This window comes from Sulfurospirillum cavolei (assembly GCF_001548055.1).
Classification (GTDB): domain Bacteria; phylum Campylobacterota; class Campylobacteria; order Campylobacterales; family Sulfurospirillaceae; genus Sulfurospirillum.
This window is the reverse complement of record NZ_AP014724.1, coordinates 41187-59374: the sequence shown is the minus strand read 5'-3', so window position 1 is coordinate 59374 and position 18188 is coordinate 41187. Positions and strand designations below refer to the sequence as shown.

The 18188-nt window shown below is 43.2% G+C and carries 13 protein-coding genes, 2 tRNA genes and 3 rRNA genes; 4 read left to right on the top strand and 14 right to left on the bottom strand.

Going from position 1 to position 18188, the window contains the following annotated elements; genetic code table 11:
• Nucleotides 1-102 precede the first annotated feature (102 nt).
• From moaC to UCH003_RS00295, 3 genes are read left to right on the top strand one after another with little or no spacing between them, the layout of a single operon-like run.
• Complete coding sequence (moaC, locus tag UCH003_RS00305) at nt 103-582, top strand: cyclic pyranopterin monophosphate synthase MoaC (protein ID WP_060824960.1); 480 nt, start codon at nt 103-105, stop codon at nt 580-582.
• Nucleotides 554-811 (top strand): HP0495 family protein, encoded by a 258-nt coding sequence (locus UCH003_RS00300; RefSeq protein ID WP_039676210.1) that lies wholly within the window; start codon nt 554-556, stop codon nt 809-811. The genes moaC and UCH003_RS00300 overlap by 29 nt, the downstream gene beginning before the upstream one ends.
• Before the next feature lie 13 nt (nt 812-824).
• Nucleotides 825-2078 (top strand): DUF6781 family protein, encoded by a 1254-nt coding sequence (locus tag UCH003_RS00295; RefSeq protein ID WP_060824959.1) that lies wholly within the window; start codon nt 825-827, stop codon nt 2076-2078.
• Between the two features lie 49 nt (nt 2079-2127).
• On the opposite strand, the gene UCH003_RS00290 is transcribed toward UCH003_RS00295, so the two are convergent.
• The 10 genes from UCH003_RS00290 to UCH003_RS00245 form a co-directional block, all read right to left on the bottom strand.
• Entirely contained in the window at nt 2128-2637 is a 510-nt protein-coding gene (locus UCH003_RS00290; RefSeq protein ID WP_060824958.1) for a DUF4405 domain-containing protein, read from the bottom strand.
• A gap of 59 nt (nt 2638-2696) precedes the next feature.
• Nucleotides 2697-2945, bottom strand: a complete 249-nt coding sequence (locus tag UCH003_RS00285) for a lipoprotein (protein ID WP_039675554.1) — start codon at nt 2943-2945, stop codon at nt 2697-2699.
• Nucleotides 2946-3059: 114 nt separating this feature from the next.
• Complete coding sequence (locus UCH003_RS00280; protein WP_060824957.1) at nt 3060-4589, bottom strand: DUF3373 family protein; 1530 nt, start codon at nt 4587-4589, stop codon at nt 3060-3062.
• Between the two features lie 37 nt (nt 4590-4626).
• Nucleotides 4627-4965, bottom strand: coding sequence for a hypothetical protein (locus tag UCH003_RS00275; RefSeq protein ID WP_039675552.1), 339 nt, complete (start codon nt 4963-4965; stop codon nt 4627-4629).
• Nucleotides 4966-5198: 233 nt separating this feature from the next.
• Nucleotides 5199-5537 carry a hypothetical protein gene (locus UCH003_RS00270; protein ID WP_060824956.1) on the bottom strand — a complete coding sequence of 113 codons (339 nt, stop codon included), beginning with the start codon at nt 5535-5537 and terminating at the stop codon, nt 5199-5201.
• Nucleotides 5538-5870: 333 nt separating this feature from the next.
• Nucleotides 5871-5986, bottom strand: a 5S ribosomal RNA gene (gene rrf / locus UCH003_RS00265).
• Nucleotides 5987-6209: 223 nt separating this feature from the next.
• Nucleotides 6210-9120 (bottom strand): 23S ribosomal RNA (locus UCH003_RS00260).
• Between the two features lie 327 nt (nt 9121-9447).
• Nucleotides 9448-9523, bottom strand: a tRNA-Ala gene (locus UCH003_RS00255).
• 1 nt (nt 9524) lies between these two features.
• Nucleotides 9525-9601 (bottom strand) — tRNA-Ile (locus UCH003_RS00250).
• Nucleotides 9602-9696: 95 nt separating this feature from the next.
• Nucleotides 9697-11205 (bottom strand): 16S ribosomal RNA (locus tag UCH003_RS00245).
• Together the 16S, 23S and 5S rRNA genes with 2 tRNA genes alongside form the textbook arrangement of a ribosomal RNA operon.
• Before the next feature lie 462 nt (nt 11206-11667).
• Between UCH003_RS00245 and UCH003_RS00240 the strand changes: the two genes are divergently transcribed.
• Nucleotides 11668-12375 carry a Bax inhibitor-1/YccA family protein gene (locus UCH003_RS00240; protein WP_060824955.1) on the top strand — a complete coding sequence of 236 codons (708 nt, stop codon included), beginning with the start codon at nt 11668-11670 and terminating at the stop codon, nt 12373-12375.
• Between the two features lie 104 nt (nt 12376-12479).
• Here the strand turns inward: UCH003_RS00240 and UCH003_RS00235 are convergent, their stop codons facing one another.
• The 4 genes from UCH003_RS00235 to UCH003_RS00220 are packed head-to-tail and all read right to left on the bottom strand — an operon-like array spanning nt 12480 to nt 18044.
• Entirely contained in the window at nt 12480-13700 is a 1221-nt protein-coding gene (locus UCH003_RS00235; RefSeq protein ID WP_060824954.1) for a rhodanese-like domain-containing protein, read from the bottom strand.
• A gap of 37 nt (nt 13701-13737) precedes the next feature.
• A complete protein-coding gene (gene nrfD, locus UCH003_RS00230) occupies nt 13738-15003 on the bottom strand; it encodes an NrfD/PsrC family molybdoenzyme membrane anchor subunit (RefSeq protein WP_039676048.1) in 1266 nt (421 codons plus the stop codon).
• Nucleotides 14991-15656 (bottom strand): 4Fe-4S dicluster domain-containing protein, encoded by a 666-nt coding sequence (locus UCH003_RS00225; protein WP_039676050.1) that lies wholly within the window; start codon nt 15654-15656, stop codon nt 14991-14993. The genes nrfD and UCH003_RS00225 overlap by 13 nt, the downstream gene beginning before the upstream one ends.
• A 3-nt stretch (nt 15657-15659) precedes the next feature.
• Nucleotides 15660-18044 carry a molybdopterin-containing oxidoreductase family protein gene (locus UCH003_RS00220; RefSeq protein WP_231964789.1) on the bottom strand — a complete coding sequence of 795 codons (2385 nt, stop codon included), beginning with the start codon at nt 18042-18044 and terminating at the stop codon, nt 15660-15662.
• Nucleotides 18045-18188: the final 144 nt, after the last annotated feature.

Here is an 18188-nt window from a genome sequence, read left to right as displayed (position 1 = left end):
GATGCGCCAAGTGAGAAAAAATGACACACTCTTATCACGCGCTTACGAACGGTATTAAGAAAAATGGTGCTATAATAAATTAAAAACAAAAGAGATAAGACCATGAAATTAACCCATTTGGATGAAAAAGATCGCCCTAAAATGGTCGATGTCAGCGACAAAGAAGAGACATTTCGCGTTGCGGTCGCTAGCGGTACAATCACGATGAGCCCGCATGCATACGAGATGATTATTTCAGAGCAAACCAAAAAAGGTCCCGTGCTCCAAACCGCCATCGTTGCCGCGATCATAGGAACCAAACGTACCAGCGATTTAATCCCTATGTGCCATCCCTTAATGCTCACGTCGGTTAACTGCGACGTCGAAGAGCTACCGGAATTGCCGGGGTTTAGGTTACGCGTAACGGCAAAACTCAAAGGACAAACCGGCGTTGAGATGGAAGCACTTACGGGTGTAAGCATCGGATTGTTGACGATTTACGATATGGCAAAAGCGATCGACAAATCGATGATTATCAACGCCGTTTGCTTGGAGTCCAAAAGCGGAGGAAAAAGTGGAAACTACGCCAGAACTCCAGCTTGATTACCCTTGCCATTGGGAATACAAATTGGTTTTGGACGCTAAACATGATATTCGTGCTATCGTTACGGAACTTCTAGAAGAGCGCGTTCATGAAATCGCCAAATCGCAAAAGAGCAAACAAGGCAACTATGTCAGTTACACTTTGCGTGTTTTAGTCCACGGAACAGACGATCGAAAAATGCTTTATCATTTACTCAAAGCACACCAACACATTAAATTCGTATTGTAAAAGAGAGGTTTATATGGAATCGACGTACACCATTTTTTTGGCAACCGTTAAGGAAAACAAAGACAGTCCCAAACTTTACCCGCTGATTTCCGAACTCTGTTTTGAACTTTCGCGTAAAAAAATTCAACGCCTTAAAGATGAGCACAATATTTACAATCGATTGGGCGAATTGTTTGAGCTTTACGCAAAAGCGTTACATGAAGAAGGACTCAAAAATACGCGAGCCCTCAATAGCGTTATTGACGGTCTTTTAAAAGCTTCTAGCTATGAACAAGAGGCATTTCTATACAAAACGATTTACGAAAAAGAACAATTGGAAAAGAGTATTTTTCACCAAAAACAACACATTCGCGCCACGTTAACTCAAATGTTCGATACGCTTGAACATCATATCGAATCGATGCAAGAAGAAACAAAACTTCATGCTTTATCGGCACTCAGCGATGCTAAGCTCAAAGGTATCGAAATGCTCGGTATTTTGCATGAAACAACCAGTGAAGCCTTGCTCACGACACTTGAGAAAGGAAGCGATATCGTCGATACGATTTACGAAATTACAAAAAATCTCTCTTTTCAAGCGATTAGCGAACGCGAATTGAGTAAAAAGCGTATGATGGATATTTCACATACCGTTATTTCCGCAGCTATCGAAATTGCCGACGAAGATTTAGGGCATGCCAAAGATATTTTAGAAGGCACGATTAACGGCGTAAGAGAGGGCATCGCTAAAGCCATCGATAAATTTAAAAATGATTTGAAATTTGCTCCAACGGAAGAGATTGAAGGTCTTTTGGAAACCGATTTGACGCAGTTGCGCAAAGAGTTACTCAAAGTCGATGAGCAATTTATGAAACTTCTCGAAGCACTTGCCGCACAAAACGAAGGTATCTCCGCTTCGCTTATTCAAGAAATTTTAAAAGAGATGAACAGCTCGACCGCCAAAATGATGCGTGCGGCAAACGAAGCAAAAGAAGCGATTAGCGAGCGCATCGAACAACTTAAAGCCGAAGCGTTTGTTTTAGAAAAAACGTTCAAAGAAAAAGCCGAAAAAAGACTCGAATCCTTCAAAAAAGACGTCAACGAGTTTGAAAAAATCGCAACATCCAAAGTCGAGTCTTTGAAACAATTCGAATTTGAGAACGAAAAAGCAAAACAAGTGGCGCAAGAGGCTAAAAAATTAGGTTTTCATGCATGGAAAGTCGCTAAAAATATGGTCGACGGCGCCGTAAAAAGTGCCAAAGAAGCGATGAAAAAAGAAGAAAAATAGACTTCGTAAATTCTGACATGTAAGAATAATTCTTACATGTCAGTTTGCATTAGTGCATCGCGGGAACGCTAAAGACTATCTTTAAAATAGCGTCGTTGGTCGTATCGTTAGCTTTTGCAATTTCCAAGATAGATTGCCTGCCGGAAGCCGATATGTTCCTATTGGCTAACTCTTTAACCATAAGCTCTTCATCGATATCCGTAAAGGCGGCTAGTTTAGAAAGCGGCGCACTCATCATCGTTTGAAAAATCAATCCTTTTGGGTTGATCGTACGCTCTTGCGGCTGAAACAACGGCATCGCTACAAACACTACTACGACACAAAGTCCTAATAAAAAAGTAAAATGCGTTGAGCGCTTCGTAAAATAGATACGGACGTTATTCCAATTTTTCATTACATGTAAACACGATATTAACACAAAAACAAAACCTAACCATATGTGCAGCACTTCGCCGGAAAGTATTCGGATTTTAAAAAACATCATCACACCGGTTACGGATACGACGCTAAAGAGTATCATTAAGAGACTACTGACAATATTTCGAGCTATAACATTCATCTAACATTCCTTTTTTATGTATTCGAAATTATAGATGAGAGATGTTAATCTTTTGTTAACTACTCGATACCTTGCGCATGCATCAACATCACTTTATCGGTGATAAATTTAACTTTGACGTAACGTTTTTCATCACCCCAAGTACAATCGCTCATACCCGCAAGCGTGTTACACTCGGTTGCTTTACCTAAAATATCGATCACCTGAGCATAACTCATACCGATCTCAATTTTATCGTACTTCTCTTTCGTAAGATTTGAGCATCCGCTCAAAAAAAGTAAAAGCAAGGCAAGACTGATCCATCGCATGAAACTTCCTTTGCTCGAAGATGCTATAGCTTAACATAGTTTGACTGTTTTGCGGCTTTGTTTTAAGAAGAAAAAAGAGAGGTTTTAAAACCTCTCTTGTGTGAAGAAGATAGATTAATATCTGTAGCGTAAAGACAAACGAATATCTTGTGCCGTTTTAACCGCACCTGCCGTCGTATCAACATCCATAGGCGTTCCGGTCCAGCCGAAGAAGGTATCGCTACCGGTATAATCATAGTCGATATACACGTAACTGAGCTGTGCCGTCAAGTTCTTTCCGACAACCGGCATAATGTAGTAGATTTCATAAGCATCGCCGCGTGCAGCAAGTTTTGAACCGACTAAAGTATCCTCACCGTAGGTAAAGCTTCTCCAGTATTTGCTACCGTGGTTATACTCAAGTCCAAGTCTTTGACCTTTCATAATACCGGGAACTTGAACGCCCGTATAAATAGACGAACCAAATTTTTTATCCGTAGAACCAAGCATACCAGGCATATCAACAAGTGCCATGTATGGAGGGGTTGTAGTACCCATCATACCTTTTGCAGCGTTTCCGTTAGGATCTGTTTGACTAAATGCATAAGAGAGGAAGAAAATACTGTCATCTAAGAAATCGCTAATACCGTCACCGATACCGTTAACTTGTAACGATAATGCACCTCCGGTCATATCTCCAACATCTTTAAAATTATATATTGGAGTCATAGCTGTTAACGATCCAAATGGATTACTTGGGTCTGTCATATACATTCCACCAATGCCATGAATGTTCATATCCATCATATTTTTTGCAATAAAGTAATTAGCCATTAATTTATATTGGCCATTGTCAAAAAATTGAATAATCAAGCCCGCTAAATCCATATCAGGATTATTTTCATCATTGATGTACGCAGGATTGAAGCCCATCGTATTCATATTCATAGAATACGCTCCGGTAGTATCTGAAAATCCTCTACCCAAGCAGAGTTTTGCATAAAGACCGGAAATACCCGTTACCTTATCAAAATCAAATTTGAAGCTTGCACCGTCAAATTCCATATTGATATTATGGCTGATCGGCGAAGCCGGATTTTCATTGTCGTTTCTCAAGTTAGCCAAAAATCCGTCAACCGATGGTCTACGACCGAAACTAGCACTGTAATGGACATCACCGAGATCACCGAAATAGAGAAAATAAGCTTCTCGCAAACGAATAGTTGAGTCATTTGGTTTTTGTGAATCGTACCAGTCAAAATTTTGGAAATAACTTGTATTAGCAACGTTATTTTGACCAAATGCTTTATATGCTGCAAGAGAGCCTTTGAAGACTAAATTATCGACAGGTTGCGAAGCCATACCCAAAATTAACTTGTTCGTCCAAATACCGTTATCTTGTTTCTCAGAACCTTGGATTTTATAATCAACATAGTCATATGCCGTTCTAAAATCGACGGTCCATTTGATATTATCGCCGGCATCGTGTGCTTTGACTTCAGAGAGCTGATTTTTAAGTGCTTCAACGTTTACTTTTGCTTGGGCACTTTTAAGCTCCGCCATTTGTGCTTTTAAAGCTTCGATTTCTTGCTTTAACGACTCATCGGCACCGAAAGCCGATGTAAGAGCTGCTCCGACGAGCAGTGGAGCGATGAATTTTTTCATCTTTTTTTACCTTTTTAAGTAAGATTTTTAAACCCGATTAGCAAGAAGGAACGTTGCCGCTGTCGCTTGCGTATTCAACACAGAAATCTTTAATATCTGCCATAAACTTCTCAAATTTATCGCCTTTTAAAAAGGACTCAAGACCAGGATATTTTTTGCTGTATTCTGCAACAAATTTCTCGCCTTTTCCGTCAAATAAAGCTTTCCACTCTGCTTGCGTATGTTGCGTAGCAAATTTAGCACCGTTCATGCCGGCACCCTCTTTCATGTACTTAAGATAGTACTTTTGACCTTTCGCCGCATCTGCCATCGCATGGGTACTCATAAGTCCCAATACAAAAAACGCAGAAACCAATAAACTGATGACTTTTTTCATCATCTCTCCTTTGCATTTTTAATGTAGAGCCATCATAACAAAAGTAAAATAAATTTTAATTTAAAAAACAGTAATAGCAAAAAAATAAGGAATTATTATGTCTACTTTTCTTTACTTTTCTTAAAGAATGCACGAGAATGTCTAATTTTTGGGAATTTTTAGGTTAATTAAACTTTACAATATAGAGCAAACTTTGATCGTTTTAAAACGATCAAAGTTAAAGAAATTTGAGATTAGCAAGAAGGAACGTTACCGCTGTCGCTTGCAAACTCAACGCAGAAATCTTTAATATCTGCCATAAACTTCTCAAATTTATCGCCTTTTAAAAAGGACTCAAGACCGGGATATTTTTTGCTGTATTCTGCAACAAATTTCTCGCCTTTTCCGTCAAATAAAGCTTTCCACTCTGCTTGCGTATGTTGCGTAGCAAATTTAGCACCGTTCATGCCGGCACCCTCTTTCATGTACTTAAGATAGTACTTTTGACCTTTCGCCGCATCTGCCATTGCATGGGTACTCATAAGTCCCACAAGTAAAAATGCTGAAACTACGAAACCGATAAACTTTTTCATAGAAATTCCTTTATGTTTAGTTGTGAAATTATAGTAACGCAAAGAGGCTAAAAGCTAGTTGAAGATAAAAAGTAATATATATAATAAAAAAATATAATAAATTTACTATCTTTATCACTAAAATACACTATTTTATCATGCAAATTAATCGTTAAAATCTGGACAATGTTGAAAAAGCTAAAGTTAAAAGAAAGAGCCTATAATATAATGCTACTGTTGACCAAAGAAAGACAGATAAGAAAGCGAATAAATAAGCTTTTAATTGATTTTTTTCCAAGAAAGACCGCCTTTGTAGAAGACGAAATAGTGGATAATCGAGTGAGGGAATCACGGAACTGGCGGCGACCTACGTTTCCATCCCAGTAAGGGAAAGTATTATCGGCGATGAAGAGCTTAGCTTCCTGGTTCGAAATGGGACAGGGCGTTTCCTCTTCTCAATAGCCACCAGAATCGTGAATTAAATCTATTGTCGCATTATAGCGAAATAGGCTTAATTCACCATTCTTTTGGTGATTTTAGTATTGTCTGTCAACAAAGCGCTTTACACTTAATAAGGAAGTGAAATAGCATTATCATACAATATACTTCATACGAAAAAGCAGAAGCTTTTTTGTGCTTTAGTATTTGCTACTTTAGCTTGGACTTCGTTCAAGCGTTAAAAGTAGGTTAATATAGAATAAGCCAAACGACCTATTAGTACTGGTCAGCTAAAGGGCTCTCACCCATTACACACCCAGCCTATCAAACATGTAGTCTTCATGAGGTCTTCAGGGAAAGTTCATCTTGGAGTTGGCTTCCCGCTTAGATGCTTTCAGCGGTTATCACATCCGAACATAGCTACCGGGCGATGCTCTTGGCAGAACAACCCGTACACCAGTGGTTCGTTCGACCCGGTCCTCTCGTACTAGGGTCAACTCTCCTCAACTTTCCTACGCCCACGGCAGATAGGGACCGAACTGTCTCACGACGTTCTGAACCCAGCTCGCGTACCGCTTTAAATGGCGAACAGCCATACCCTTGGGACCTGCTCCAGCCCCAGGATGCGATGAGCCGACATCGAGGTGCCAAACCTCCCCGTCGATGTGAGCTCTTGGGGGAGATCAGCCTGTTATCCCCGGGGTACCTTTTATCCTTTGAGCGATGGCCCTTCCACACAGAACCACCGGATCACTATGACCGACTTTCGTCTCTGCTCGAGGTGTATCTCTCACAGTCAAGCTGGCTTGTACCATTATACTCTACGAACGATTTCCAACCGTTCTGAGCCAACCTTTGTAAGCCTCCGTTACTTTTTAGGAGGCGACCGCCCCAGTCAAACTACCCACCAGACATTGTCCTGAACATAGATAATATGTCCCAGTTAGCTATCAGAATAAAGAAGAGTGGTATCTCAACAATGGCTCAGGTGCAACTGGCGTCACACCCTCAAAGCCTCCCACCTATCCTGCACATCTTTATCCCAACAGCAGTGTCAAGCTATAGTAAAGGTCCACGGGGTCTTTCCGTCTTGCCGCGGGTAGGAGGAATTTTCACCTCCACTACAATTTCACTGGATTCCTGGTCGAGACAGCTCCCATCTCGTTACGCCATTCATGCAGGTCGATATTTAATCGACAAGGAATTTCGCTACCTTAGGACCGTTATAGTTACGGCCGCCGTTTACTGGGGCTTCGATCAATGGCTTCGCTTGCGCTAACCACATCAATTAACCTTCCAGCACCGGGCAGGCGTCACACCCTATACATCCTCTTACGAGTTAGCAGAGTGCTGTGTTTTTGGTAAACAGTCGGGAGGGACTCTTTGTTGCAACCTTTTCCGCTTTTTGGAGCAAGTCCATATACAGAAGGAGGCACACCTTATACCGAAGATACGGTGCTATTTTGCAGAGTTCCTTAACCAGATTTCTTCCACGCGCCTTAGAATACTCATCTCACCCACCTGTGTCGGTTTACGGTACGAGCAATAATAGATATACTTAGAAACTTTTCTTGGCTCGACGGCATCAACGATTCACCATCCACTCCGAAGAGCATCAAGTGCCTGTCAGGTCTCGAATATAAGATGACGGATTTGCCTGTCATCTAATCTACACCCTTCGAACAACTATTCCATCAGTTGCCTCGTTTAGCCCTAAGCGTCCTTCCATCGCGCTCTATTATTGGTGTTGGAATATTAACCAACTTTCCATCGACTACCCCTTTCGGACTCGTCTTAGGTCCCGACTAACCCTACGATGACGAACATCGCGTAGGAAACCTTGGGTTTTCGGCGAAGGGGATTCTCACCCCTTTTATCGCTACTCATGCCTGCATACTCACTTCTAGCCGCTCCAGCGCTCCTTACCGGTACACCTTCAATGCTGACTAGAACGCTCTCCTACCACTCTACTATGTAGAATCTACAGCTTCGGTGGATAACTTTAGCCCCGTTATATTTTCCGCGCAGAATCGCTAGACCAGTGAGCTGTTACGCTTTCTTTAAAGGATGGCTGCTTCTAAGCCAACCTCCTGGTTGTTTAAGCAACTCCACATCGTTTTCCACTGAGTTATCACTTAGGGACCTTAGCTGGTAGTCTGGGTTGTTCCCCTTTTGACGACGCATTTTATCACCCGCCGCCTGACTGCCATGATTACATATACGGTATTCGGAGTTTGACAGGGTTTGGTACCTTGGTATAGGCCCTAGCCCAATCAGTGCTCTACCCCCGTATACTACAACATGACGCTATACCTAAATATATTTCGGAGAGAACCAGCTATCACGAAGTTTGATTGGCCTTTCACCCCTATCCACAAGTCATCCCAAGACTTTTCAACGTCAGCGAGTTCGGTCCTCCACTAGCTCTTACACCAGCTTCAACCTGCTCATGGATAGATCACTTCGCTTCGGGTCTGCAGCATCTGACTAATTCGCCCTATTAAGACTCGCTTTCGCTACGGCTCCGAGTTTTCTTAACCTCGCCAGATACCACAACTCGCAGGCTCATTATGCAAAAGGCAGTCCATCACCCTGATAAATCATAGGGCTCTGAATGATTGTAAGCAAATGGTTTCAGGTTCTATTTCACTCCCCTCACTGGGGTTCTTTTCACCTTTCCCTCACGGTACTGGTTCACTATCGGTCTGTAAGTAGTATTTAGGGTTGGGAGGTGGTCCTCCCGGCTTCAGACAGAATACCACGTGTTCCGCCCTACTCAGGATACTGCTAAGATGAATCTAGATTTCGTATATGGGACTATCACCCGCTATGGTTAACCTTTCCAGGTTACTCTACTATCTATCATCATTCTACAACGCAGTCCTACAACCCCTGTTGCAAGCAACAGGTTTGCCCTCTTCCAAGTTCGCTCGCCGCTACTATCGGAATCTCTATTTGATTTCTTCTCCTCTGGCTACTGAGATGTTTCACTTCGCCAGGTTCGCCCCCCGCAGGGTAACTGATATCACTATCAGCTGGGTTGCCCCATTCGGATACTTACGGATCAAAGCCTCTTGACGGCTCCCCGTAACTTTTCGCAGTCTAGTACGTCCTTCATCGCCTCTTACAGCCTAGGCATCCACCATTCGCTCTTAATAGCTTACCTATTTGTATTCTAATGCACATTTCACTCCCTTATTAAATGTAATGAAACATTCAACAAGTTGTAAATTGTTTTTTTGCGTTTTGTTGACTTTGACAATATTAAATTAAATAACTTTAGACTAAAAAAGTCTAATATCAACTCTTACATGTAAGAACTGATATTAAACTTCTTCTTTCTTAAACAATGTCTTTTAAAAAGATCGGCGTTACGCAGTGATTGGCGTTAGCAACGAGGCGAGAAGTTTGCTTGTGACGGGAGTGTACATAAAGTACATGACCGAACAATCAAACGCACTCAACGATGTTGATGACGTCTAGCACAAGTAACTGGTGGAGAATAGCGGGATCGAACCGCTGACCTCCTGCGTGCAAAGCAGGCGCTCTCCCAGCTGAGCTAATTCCCCATGGTGGGCTTAAGAGGACTCGAACCTCTGACCTTACCCTTATCAGGGGTACGCTCTAACCACCTGAGCTATAAGCCCCTTTTCATTCATTTCTTCAATCTCTCAAAACTAAATAAGCAACCAAGCTATTCTCGCCGAGACACCATTGTGAGATAGTGTCTCTTATACTCTAGAAAGGAGGTGATCCAACCGCAGGTTCTCCTACGGTTACCTTGTTACGACTTCACCCCAGTCGCTGAACCCACCGTGGTCGGTAACTAGTTTAGTATTCCGGCTTCGGGTGAATTCAACTCCCATGGTGTGACGGGCGGTGAGTACAAGACCCGGGAACGTATTCACCGTAGCATATCTGATCTACGATTACTAGCGATTCCAGCTTCATGGAGTCGAGTTGCAGACTCCAATCCGAACTGAGACGCGTTTTTAAGATTTGCTCCACCTCGCGGTATCGCCTCTCTTTGTACGCGCCATTGTAGCACGTGTGTAGCCCTGGGCATAAGGGCCATGATGACTTGACGTCGTCCTCACCTTCCTCCTCCTTGCGAAGGCAGTCTGATTAGAGTGCTCAGCCGAACTGTTAGCAACTAATCACGAGGGTTGCGCTCGTTGCGGGACTTAACCCAACATCTCACGACACGAGCTGACGACAGCCGTGCAGCACCTGTCTCTTGGTTCTAGTAAACTAGCACTCTCGTATCTCTACAAGATTCCAAGGATATCAAGCCCAGGTAAGGTTCTTCGTGTATCTTCGAATTAAACCACATGCTCCACCGCTTGTGCGGGTCCCCGTCTATTCCTTTGAGTTTTAATCTTGCGACCGTACTCCCCAGGCGGCACACTTAATCTGTTAAGTGCATTACTGCAATGACTAGCATCGCAACAACTAGTGTGCATCGTTTAGGGCGTGGACTACCAGGGTATCTAATCCTGTTTGCTCCCCACGCTTTCATGCCTCAGCGTCAATAATGTTCCAGTAGATCGCCTTCGCAATCGGTATTCCTGGTGATATCTACGGATTTTACCCCTACACCACCAATTCCATCTACCTCTCCCATATTCTAGTAAAACAGTTTCAAAAGCAGTTCAACGGTTAAGCCGTTGGATTTCACTTCTGACTTATATTACAGCCTACGCATCCTTTACGCCCAGTGATTCCGAGTAACGCTTGCACCCTCCGTATTACCGCGGCTGCTGGCACGGAGTTAGCCGGTGCTTATTCATAAGGTACCGTCATTATCTTCCCTTATAAAAGGAGTTTACACACCGAAATGCGTCATCCTCCACGCGGCGTTGCTGCATCAGGGTTTCCCCCATTGTGCAATATTCCCCACTGCTGCCTCCCGTAGGAGTCTGGACCGTGTCTCAGTTCCAGTGTGCCTGATCATCCTCTCAGACCAGGTAGGCGTCATTGCCTTGGTAGGCCGTTACCCCACCAACTAGCTGATACCATAAAGCCCCATCCTTTAGCAATAAATCTTTCCCAACCTACCTTTTGATAGGCTGGAGTATGGGGTATTAGCAGTCGTTTCCAACTGTTGTCCCCCACTAAAGGGCAGGTTAGCTATACATTACTCACCCGTGCGCCACTAACGAAATAAGCAAGCTTATTTCATCCGTTCGACTTGCATGTGTTAAGCACGCCGCCAGCGTTCACTCTGAGCCAGGATCAAACTCTCCATTAAAATGTTCTTTAGCAAAGGAAACCTTTGCTAAAGAACCAAATACTAAAGCACGAAGCAAAGCTTCTGTCCTTTGTATCCTTCATAAATGAAGTTTGATTTATCTCTTTTATTCCGAAGAGTTGATAATCTCTTACATGTTTGCGTCCTAGCTCGGTCGCTTATTTAGATTTCAAAGATTGAATTTGACATTGTTAAAATGGTAATGAACGTGAAGCTAATCCCCTACTTTGGGGGCTTCTCTTTAACCCCGTTCTCTCAAACGAGGACGAAATTATATACCCAGACTCCTTAAAAGAAGGTTAAAGAAAAGAGGCTTTCGGCATCTTTTTTATTCTTGTTCAGAATGATTAATTTTTTGTTTAACCTCTTTCCATATAATAGTAAATCGAAAAATTGCATTTTCTGATTTGATTGAGGTAAAATGCGCTTTTGATTTTATGTTTAATTGACAAGGAGAACACTATGGGACTGTATGACAGAGACTACATACAACAACACTCTCAAGAGGGTATTTATGAGCATACAAGGATCAATGAAAGCTCCTTAGGAGTTTTTATTAAGCAAACCTACCAGCTTTTTGCCGCTTCATTATTAGCCGCAAGTGCCGGTGCATATGTCGGAATCGGTATGGCAAGTGCCATCGCTTCTTGGTATTGGGGACTCGTTATTTTAGAGTTTATCGTTTTATTCGGACTCTATGCGGCAAAACGAAAAGCCGGTTTAAATATGATCTTACTTTTTGCGTTCACATTTTTAACCGGTCTTACATTAACACCGCTTCTCTCCTCTATTCTGGGTTTAAAAGGCGGTTCAAGTATCGTAGCCAACGCTTTTATCTTGACGACGGTCGCTTTCGGCGGACTTTCCGTATTTGCGATGAATACCAAACGCGACTTTTCTGCAATGGGGAAAATGCTTTTCATTACCCTGATCGTCATTGTGGTTGCGGGTATTATTAACATCTTCTTTCATAGCCCTATTTTACAGTTGGCAATTGCGAGCATTAGCTCTATTTTGTTTAGTGCGTTTATTCTTTACGATACGCAAAATATTATCAGAGGTGCTTACGAAACACCGATTGAAGGTGCAATAGCATTGTATTTAGATTTTTTAAATCTTTTTATCTCACTTTTGCAAATTCTTGGAATTTTCGGCTCACGCGACGAATAAGCTTTGTAGTGCTTGAGAGGAAAAGGGGTGGGAGGCATTCTGTGCTTCTCGCCCCTTTTTAGTTTCATTTCATAGACATGTCATCTTACATGTAAAGCCGAGATCTACCCTAAAGGTTCATTGACCTTGATGTCGCATTGGTTTGATTTATCGCATTTGATATTGGCATCAAAATAGAATATCTTACTCACGTCTATTTTTGCGCCTTGCAATTTCAAAAAGGCTTCCATCGATCTTCCGCCTGCGGAGCAATTCAGAATCACGACTTTTCCTTTAGGTAATTTTGCTGCAAATTCTTGTGCGCTTAATTTCCCCGCTTCGATATTGATCGCGCCTTTAATATGTCCGTTGGCGTATTCGGAGGGGCTTCTCACGTCAATGATTGCGACATTACTCGGTACGGTTCCTGCCATGATATGGGCTTTATACCATTCACCGTCCACGGTTCCTTCATCAGCTCCTAATTTTATACCTTCAACGAAGGCATCTTTTTTAGGTGTTTCTGCTTTAGCTTCTACTTTTTTTACACCGCCTGCGGTTGTTTGGTTACCCGATTCTTTCCATTCCGGGTATCCTCCGGCGTAGACGCTTATTTTTTTGTAGCCTAAGGTTTCAAGTTTTTTTGCCAAGTTATGTGATTTTGCGCAATCGTATCCTTCACAAAAGGTAATAATCGAGGTTGTTTTATCGCTTGGCAAGCGTCCGATAAATTGATCGACATCGGCGTCATGGATATGCATCGCTCCGGGAATACTTCCGGCAAGGTATTTAGCGTAGGGGCGTGCATCGATCAAGAGTGCGCTTTCGTTTTTAAATGCTGCTTGGGCTACGGGCGTTCCTACTTCTAAGTAACTTTTTGTTTTCCATTCAGGTTCACCGGCTTGGTAAAGTTTTACGTTGGTATAGCCTTTACCTTTAAGGTATCCTGCAACGATCGGGCTTTTTTCACATTCCCATCCGCCGCAATAGACGATAATCTCTTTATCTTTTGCTACTTTCTCCAATTGTCCGATATATTTCTCTATTTCGGTATCGGGAATATTAAGGCTAGAGGGAATCGTCCCTGCTAGGTATTTTGGGTGCGGTCTTGCATCGATCAAGAGTGCTTTTGCGCCGCCTCGCGTTCCGTTTCCGATCGCTGCTGCTACGTAATCGTACGTTACGTTCTCCAAGCGGTATTGTTCGATCAAGCTTTTAACTTTTGCGCTGGGTTCTGTTTGTACTTTCTCTACCGCTGCTTGGCTCGCTTCGGGTTGGCTACTTGCGCACCCTCCGAACAAAAGCCCCGCTACGATCACGCTACTTGCTATACTTCTTAGTCTCATGTTTTCTCCTTATAATATGGTTATATTTTTCGTCTCTTTAATGATGTTCTCGCAACTCGCCGACCGATAAAAAAACATCGAAAAGTTTATAGATTGCAACAGCAACACCGATAGAGCCTACTACGATCAAAATTTCTCCGAGATGAGGAGCCACATAGTTAAAAGGCTTTGAAAGCGCATAAAAATCATATTTTTCATACCCTACGCCGAAGCGATTGGACATAGGATTGGCATTACCTCCGTAAACAAAAAGGTAACGTCCGACATAACCGCCGATAACGACCGAAATCGAGGCTATTAAGGTAAATATAGGTTTTCTAGGCTTAACAATACATAAAAACGGTAAGGTCAACGTTAGAAAGATGTAACCGATAAAATAGACGTAACGAAACGGCCCAAAAAGGATTAAAAATGCCCAATCTTTATCAACGGTCATATAGGCAAATATTTCGTATACTCCTAAAATCGATACAAAAAATAACATCGCTTTTCGATTAAGTTCCATTAATGCACCGTATTCGTGTTTTTGACGATGAGCCAAAAAGCTGACGATTCCCATAACGCCTAAAGATGAAACAAAAGCGGAAATGATGAAATAAAACGTCAGGAACGGGAATTCCGTCCATAGATGGCGTGCCGTATTCATCGAAAAGAGTTTCGCTTGAATGTAATATTCGATCAAATCAACGATAATGCTTAAGACCAAGATCGGTAACGCCAGACGTTTTGCCCATGCCCTTTTATGCGTGAGCACCAAATAGATTTCAAACAAAACAAAAGGAATGTACGTACAATAAAGCGGTAACATCAGCCACATACCCGCACCAACGTTGGGCGTTAGCACCATCCACACCATATTTAACATGTTAAGATCCGTCGCGATCGTAAACAGACCCGCAAAGACCATAGCGATACCGGCAACCATAAAACCTGCCGCCGCTTTTTCGACCAAATGAAAGTTCATCAGTTCCGCTAAAGCGACCAAGAAGATGATGCCGCTTCCCGTGTAAATCATGTACATGTAATTGACGATAAAGAGCGTCCATGGAATGTTGCGGTTGACCTCTCCGACGTCTCCGAAAACCGCAAGTCGCATCGCTTCTTTAAGCTCTAAACTCGTCGGATTGAGTCCGGAAGCATGCGCATTGGCCGCCGCACTGAAATAACGCACGTCGAAAATTTCGTAAATTCCAAACGCCGCCAATGCTAAAAGCACGTAAGCAAATAGCATCGTTTTATTCAATAATAGCCCTCCGATCGTCGTCTTGTTAATGTCAAGACCGATAAAGCTTATTTTCTCCATTCTTTACTCCTTCGTTCGCGAGCTTGCGCATACAAGGGTTGGATTTCGTCCCACGTATGAATTTTCGTGTGATGCGAAACGCTCTGTTTGGCATACGTTTCGTCATCGGGTAAAATATAAAACAGTTTCGGAAGCGTTCCGGTATGCTCTTTTTGGAAGAAAAAGCGTTTGGTTTTTAACAACTTCACGATATCGCTGTTTTCATCGTCCAAATCGCCGAATACGCGAACTTTCGTCGGACAGGTCGCTTGACATGCCGTCGTTCCGCCTTCAACTAAAGAGCGGTGATCGCAAAACGTACATTTATCGACCGCAACCATCGTATCGTCGACAAACCTCGCATCGTACGGACATGCTTCCATACAACCTTTACACAAAATACATTTGTGCGCGTCGACTTTGACGATTCCTCCCCCTGCAAAATGGCTGGCATTGGTCGGACAAACGTTGACGCACGGCGCGTCGATACAATGGTTGCATTGAGAGGGGTAAAGATTGATAAACGGTTTCCCGAAAATCGTACCCTCAACCACACCGATCCAAATACGTTGTTTGTCCGCACCGAGCTGAACACCGTTTTCCTCTTTACATGCAACTTCGCACGCTTTACAATTGATACAGTTTTGATAATCTAATGCCATTGCGTAATTCATAGCTTACACCTTTTTAATCGAGACGATCGTGTCGTGCATATTCGCACAACCGTGAACCGGTTCGATCGTATCTTCTATAATCTCGTTATCGCTCGCACCGTTTCGGTGTGCAAACGTTAACCCTTCGGATTTCGCACCGAATCCGTGAATGTAAAAAACGGTTTGCGGAACGATTTTAGGCGTCGGATACGCTTTAATGCGCACGCGTCCTACACGACTGCTCACTTCTACCGTATCGCCGAATGCAATACCGAGTGCTTTGGCCTCTTGGTCGTTGATCCAGATATAATTTTCGCGCATCAACTCCAAAAGCATAATGTTGTTTTGAGAAGAATTTTGCGTAAATTGCGCGTGACGGCCGGAAATAAATTTGAACTGACCGGAGGGAACTTTCACAAACTCTTCGTCTTTCCATGTCGGCATCGGGTCTACGCCGCGACTTTCCATACTTCCCAAATAGCATTCGACCTTTTTATTCGGCGTATTAAACGAACGTTTCAAATCGGCGATATCGACGGGATTGACGCATAAATCATGTAAAAACGTCTCGGCATCGTACTCTTCTTCCAATTTTAGTACCGAATAAAACTTCCTGTCTTTGGGATAACATTGATAGGTGTTGTTATCGATTTTCTTAAAATAAGAGAGCATATTCGGATAGAAAACGCCTTTTTCGCGCAAAATCCCCCATGCTTCCTCGCCGTATTTTTCCACGAACAGATGCTTATTCGTCTCTTCTTGCGAATGCATAAACGGCTCGGAAAGATCAAAACCGTTTTCTTCGTAAAACTCTGCTTCGTCGGCATCTTCGAGTTCGTCTTGAACGTCTTCGTCATACTTTTTCGTAATTTCCCAGAGCGGTTTGGAAAGTTTTTGAGCCAATCCTCGCATGATTTCAATAACAGGCTTGGTCTCATACATCGGATCGATCGCCTTCTCGCGTACCGCAATAGCCGGTTCGATTCCCGCAAACGATTGAACGGGATCTTCGCGCTCCAAATAGGTACATTCCGGCAAAATAACATCTGCCATCATCGCCGTATCGCTCGGCATTGTATCGATGACGACGACCAAGTCCATTTTTTCAAACATCTGACGCGTTTTTGCCGTATTGGGAACGGAGAGCATCGGATTTTGTTTATAGACGAACATGCCGCGAATCGGATACGGAGATTTTCCTTCCGCAACCATATTACGCCAGCCGACCCACGTTCCGGTTGCGCCGACGACGGCTGCCAAGTTTTTATCGATACGCGGTTTGGCTTGTGCATACATCGGAGCGGTCGTCGTATGCTCACCCAAAGGAAGCTTTTTACCGAACACGATACCGCCTTTAACATCGATACCGCCGCCAAGCGCACTAAAGAGTGCCATAGCCCGACGAAGTTGGAAGTCGTTTTTCGACCATGTCGTACGTCTGCCTTGATAATAAACCGCTTGCGGCGCATTCGCCATAAAATCGTGAGCGATTTTACAGATGGTCGCAGCAGGAATGCCTGTAATTTTTTCCGCCCATTCGGGAGTGTATTCGTTCTCGATAATGTGTTTTTTGTATTTATCGAAATCGACGAAGTTTTTGGCGACATAACTACGATTGTAAATTTGGTCGCTGATCGCAACGTAGGTTAACGCCAAAACAAACGCCAAATCGGTTCCCGGTTTAATGGGCACGTAAGTATCCGCATGCATGGCGGAATTGGTAAAGCGAGGATCGACGACGACGAGTTTCATACCGCGTCCGCGCGTTCGTTTGAACATATCCATCGTATCGGGCGTTAAAATCGCTTCGGCACGGTTTGCACCCGCCATAATAACGTATTTGGCGTTTTCCAAATCTGCTTGTCCGTAACCGCCGATGGTTAACGTATAACCCGATACCGCCGTTTGAAGGCAAATCGTCGAGTGGTTCAAGAAATTCGACGAACCGAATTTATCCGCCATAAACGTTTTAAACGTATGTTCCGCCAAACCCTCGCCCGCACAATATCCGATACACGAGCGATTGTCTTTTTCTTCGTCTAAAATTTTCACGAGTTTTTCTTGGATAAACGCATAAGCTTCGTCCCAGCTTGCACGACGGTACTTTCCATCACCCCTTTGTCCCGTGCGGATTAAAGGGTACTTCAAACGATCGGGATCGTAAAGCGCATGAATGCCGGCAACCCCTCTAGCGCATAGCATATTGCGCGATTTAGGGAAATACGGATTAGGATCGAGTTTCGTAACAATGCCGTTTTTAACCGTTGCGATCGCGGCGCATTTATTGACGCACATTTCGCAAATCGTCGGAACTTGTTTCAACAAAGGAAGTTCTTTGGACTTTTTTGCATTTTCAGCAAGAATAGACGTCTGACTTAACGCCGTTCCCCCGACAATACTTAAAGCCACGCTCCCTTGAAGAAATCTCCTTCGTGAGATCTCTACTTTCATCTTATGGTTCTCCGCTATGATTTGAGATAAAAGGGCTTAAATGCCCTAGAAATAACTATTTCACGGCACATTGTAGAGGCTGTTTCTTTAGATTATTATTAA

What these genes read in the sequence shown, in the direction of transcription:
- UCH003_RS00225 (WP_039676050.1), bottom strand. Translation starts at nt 15,656, where the DNA reads ATGAATTACGCAATGGCATTAGATTATCAAAACTGTATCAATTGTAAA.
- UCH003_RS00240 (WP_060824955.1), top strand. Translation starts at nt 11,668, where the DNA reads ATGGGACTGTATGACAGAGACTACATACAACAACACTCTCAAGAGGGT.
- UCH003_RS00285 (WP_039675554.1), bottom strand. Translation starts at nt 2,945, where the DNA reads ATGCGATGGATCAGTCTTGCCTTGCTTTTACTTTTTTTGAGCGGATGC.
- UCH003_RS00275 (WP_039675552.1), bottom strand. Translation starts at nt 4,965, where the DNA reads ATGAAAAAAGTCATCAGTTTATTGGTTTCTGCGTTTTTTGTATTGGGA.
- UCH003_RS00280 (WP_060824957.1), bottom strand. Translation starts at nt 4,589, where the DNA reads ATGAAAAAATTCATCGCTCCACTGCTCGTCGGAGCAGCTCTTACATCG.
- nrfD (WP_039676048.1), bottom strand. Translation starts at nt 15,003, where the DNA reads ATGGAGAAAATAAGCTTTATCGGTCTTGACATTAACAAGACGACGATC.
- UCH003_RS00235 (WP_060824954.1), bottom strand. Translation starts at nt 13,700, where the DNA reads ATGAGACTAAGAAGTATAGCAAGTAGCGTGATCGTAGCGGGGCTTTTG.
- UCH003_RS00295 (WP_060824959.1), top strand. Translation starts at nt 825, where the DNA reads ATGGAATCGACGTACACCATTTTTTTGGCAACCGTTAAGGAAAACAAA.
- UCH003_RS00270 (WP_060824956.1), bottom strand. Translation starts at nt 5,537, where the DNA reads ATGAAAAAGTTTATCGGTTTCGTAGTTTCAGCATTTTTACTTGTGGGA.
- moaC (WP_060824960.1), top strand. Translation starts at nt 103, where the DNA reads ATGAAATTAACCCATTTGGATGAAAAAGATCGCCCTAAAATGGTCGAT.
- UCH003_RS00290 (WP_060824958.1), bottom strand. Translation starts at nt 2,637, where the DNA reads ATGAATGTTATAGCTCGAAATATTGTCAGTAGTCTCTTAATGATACTC.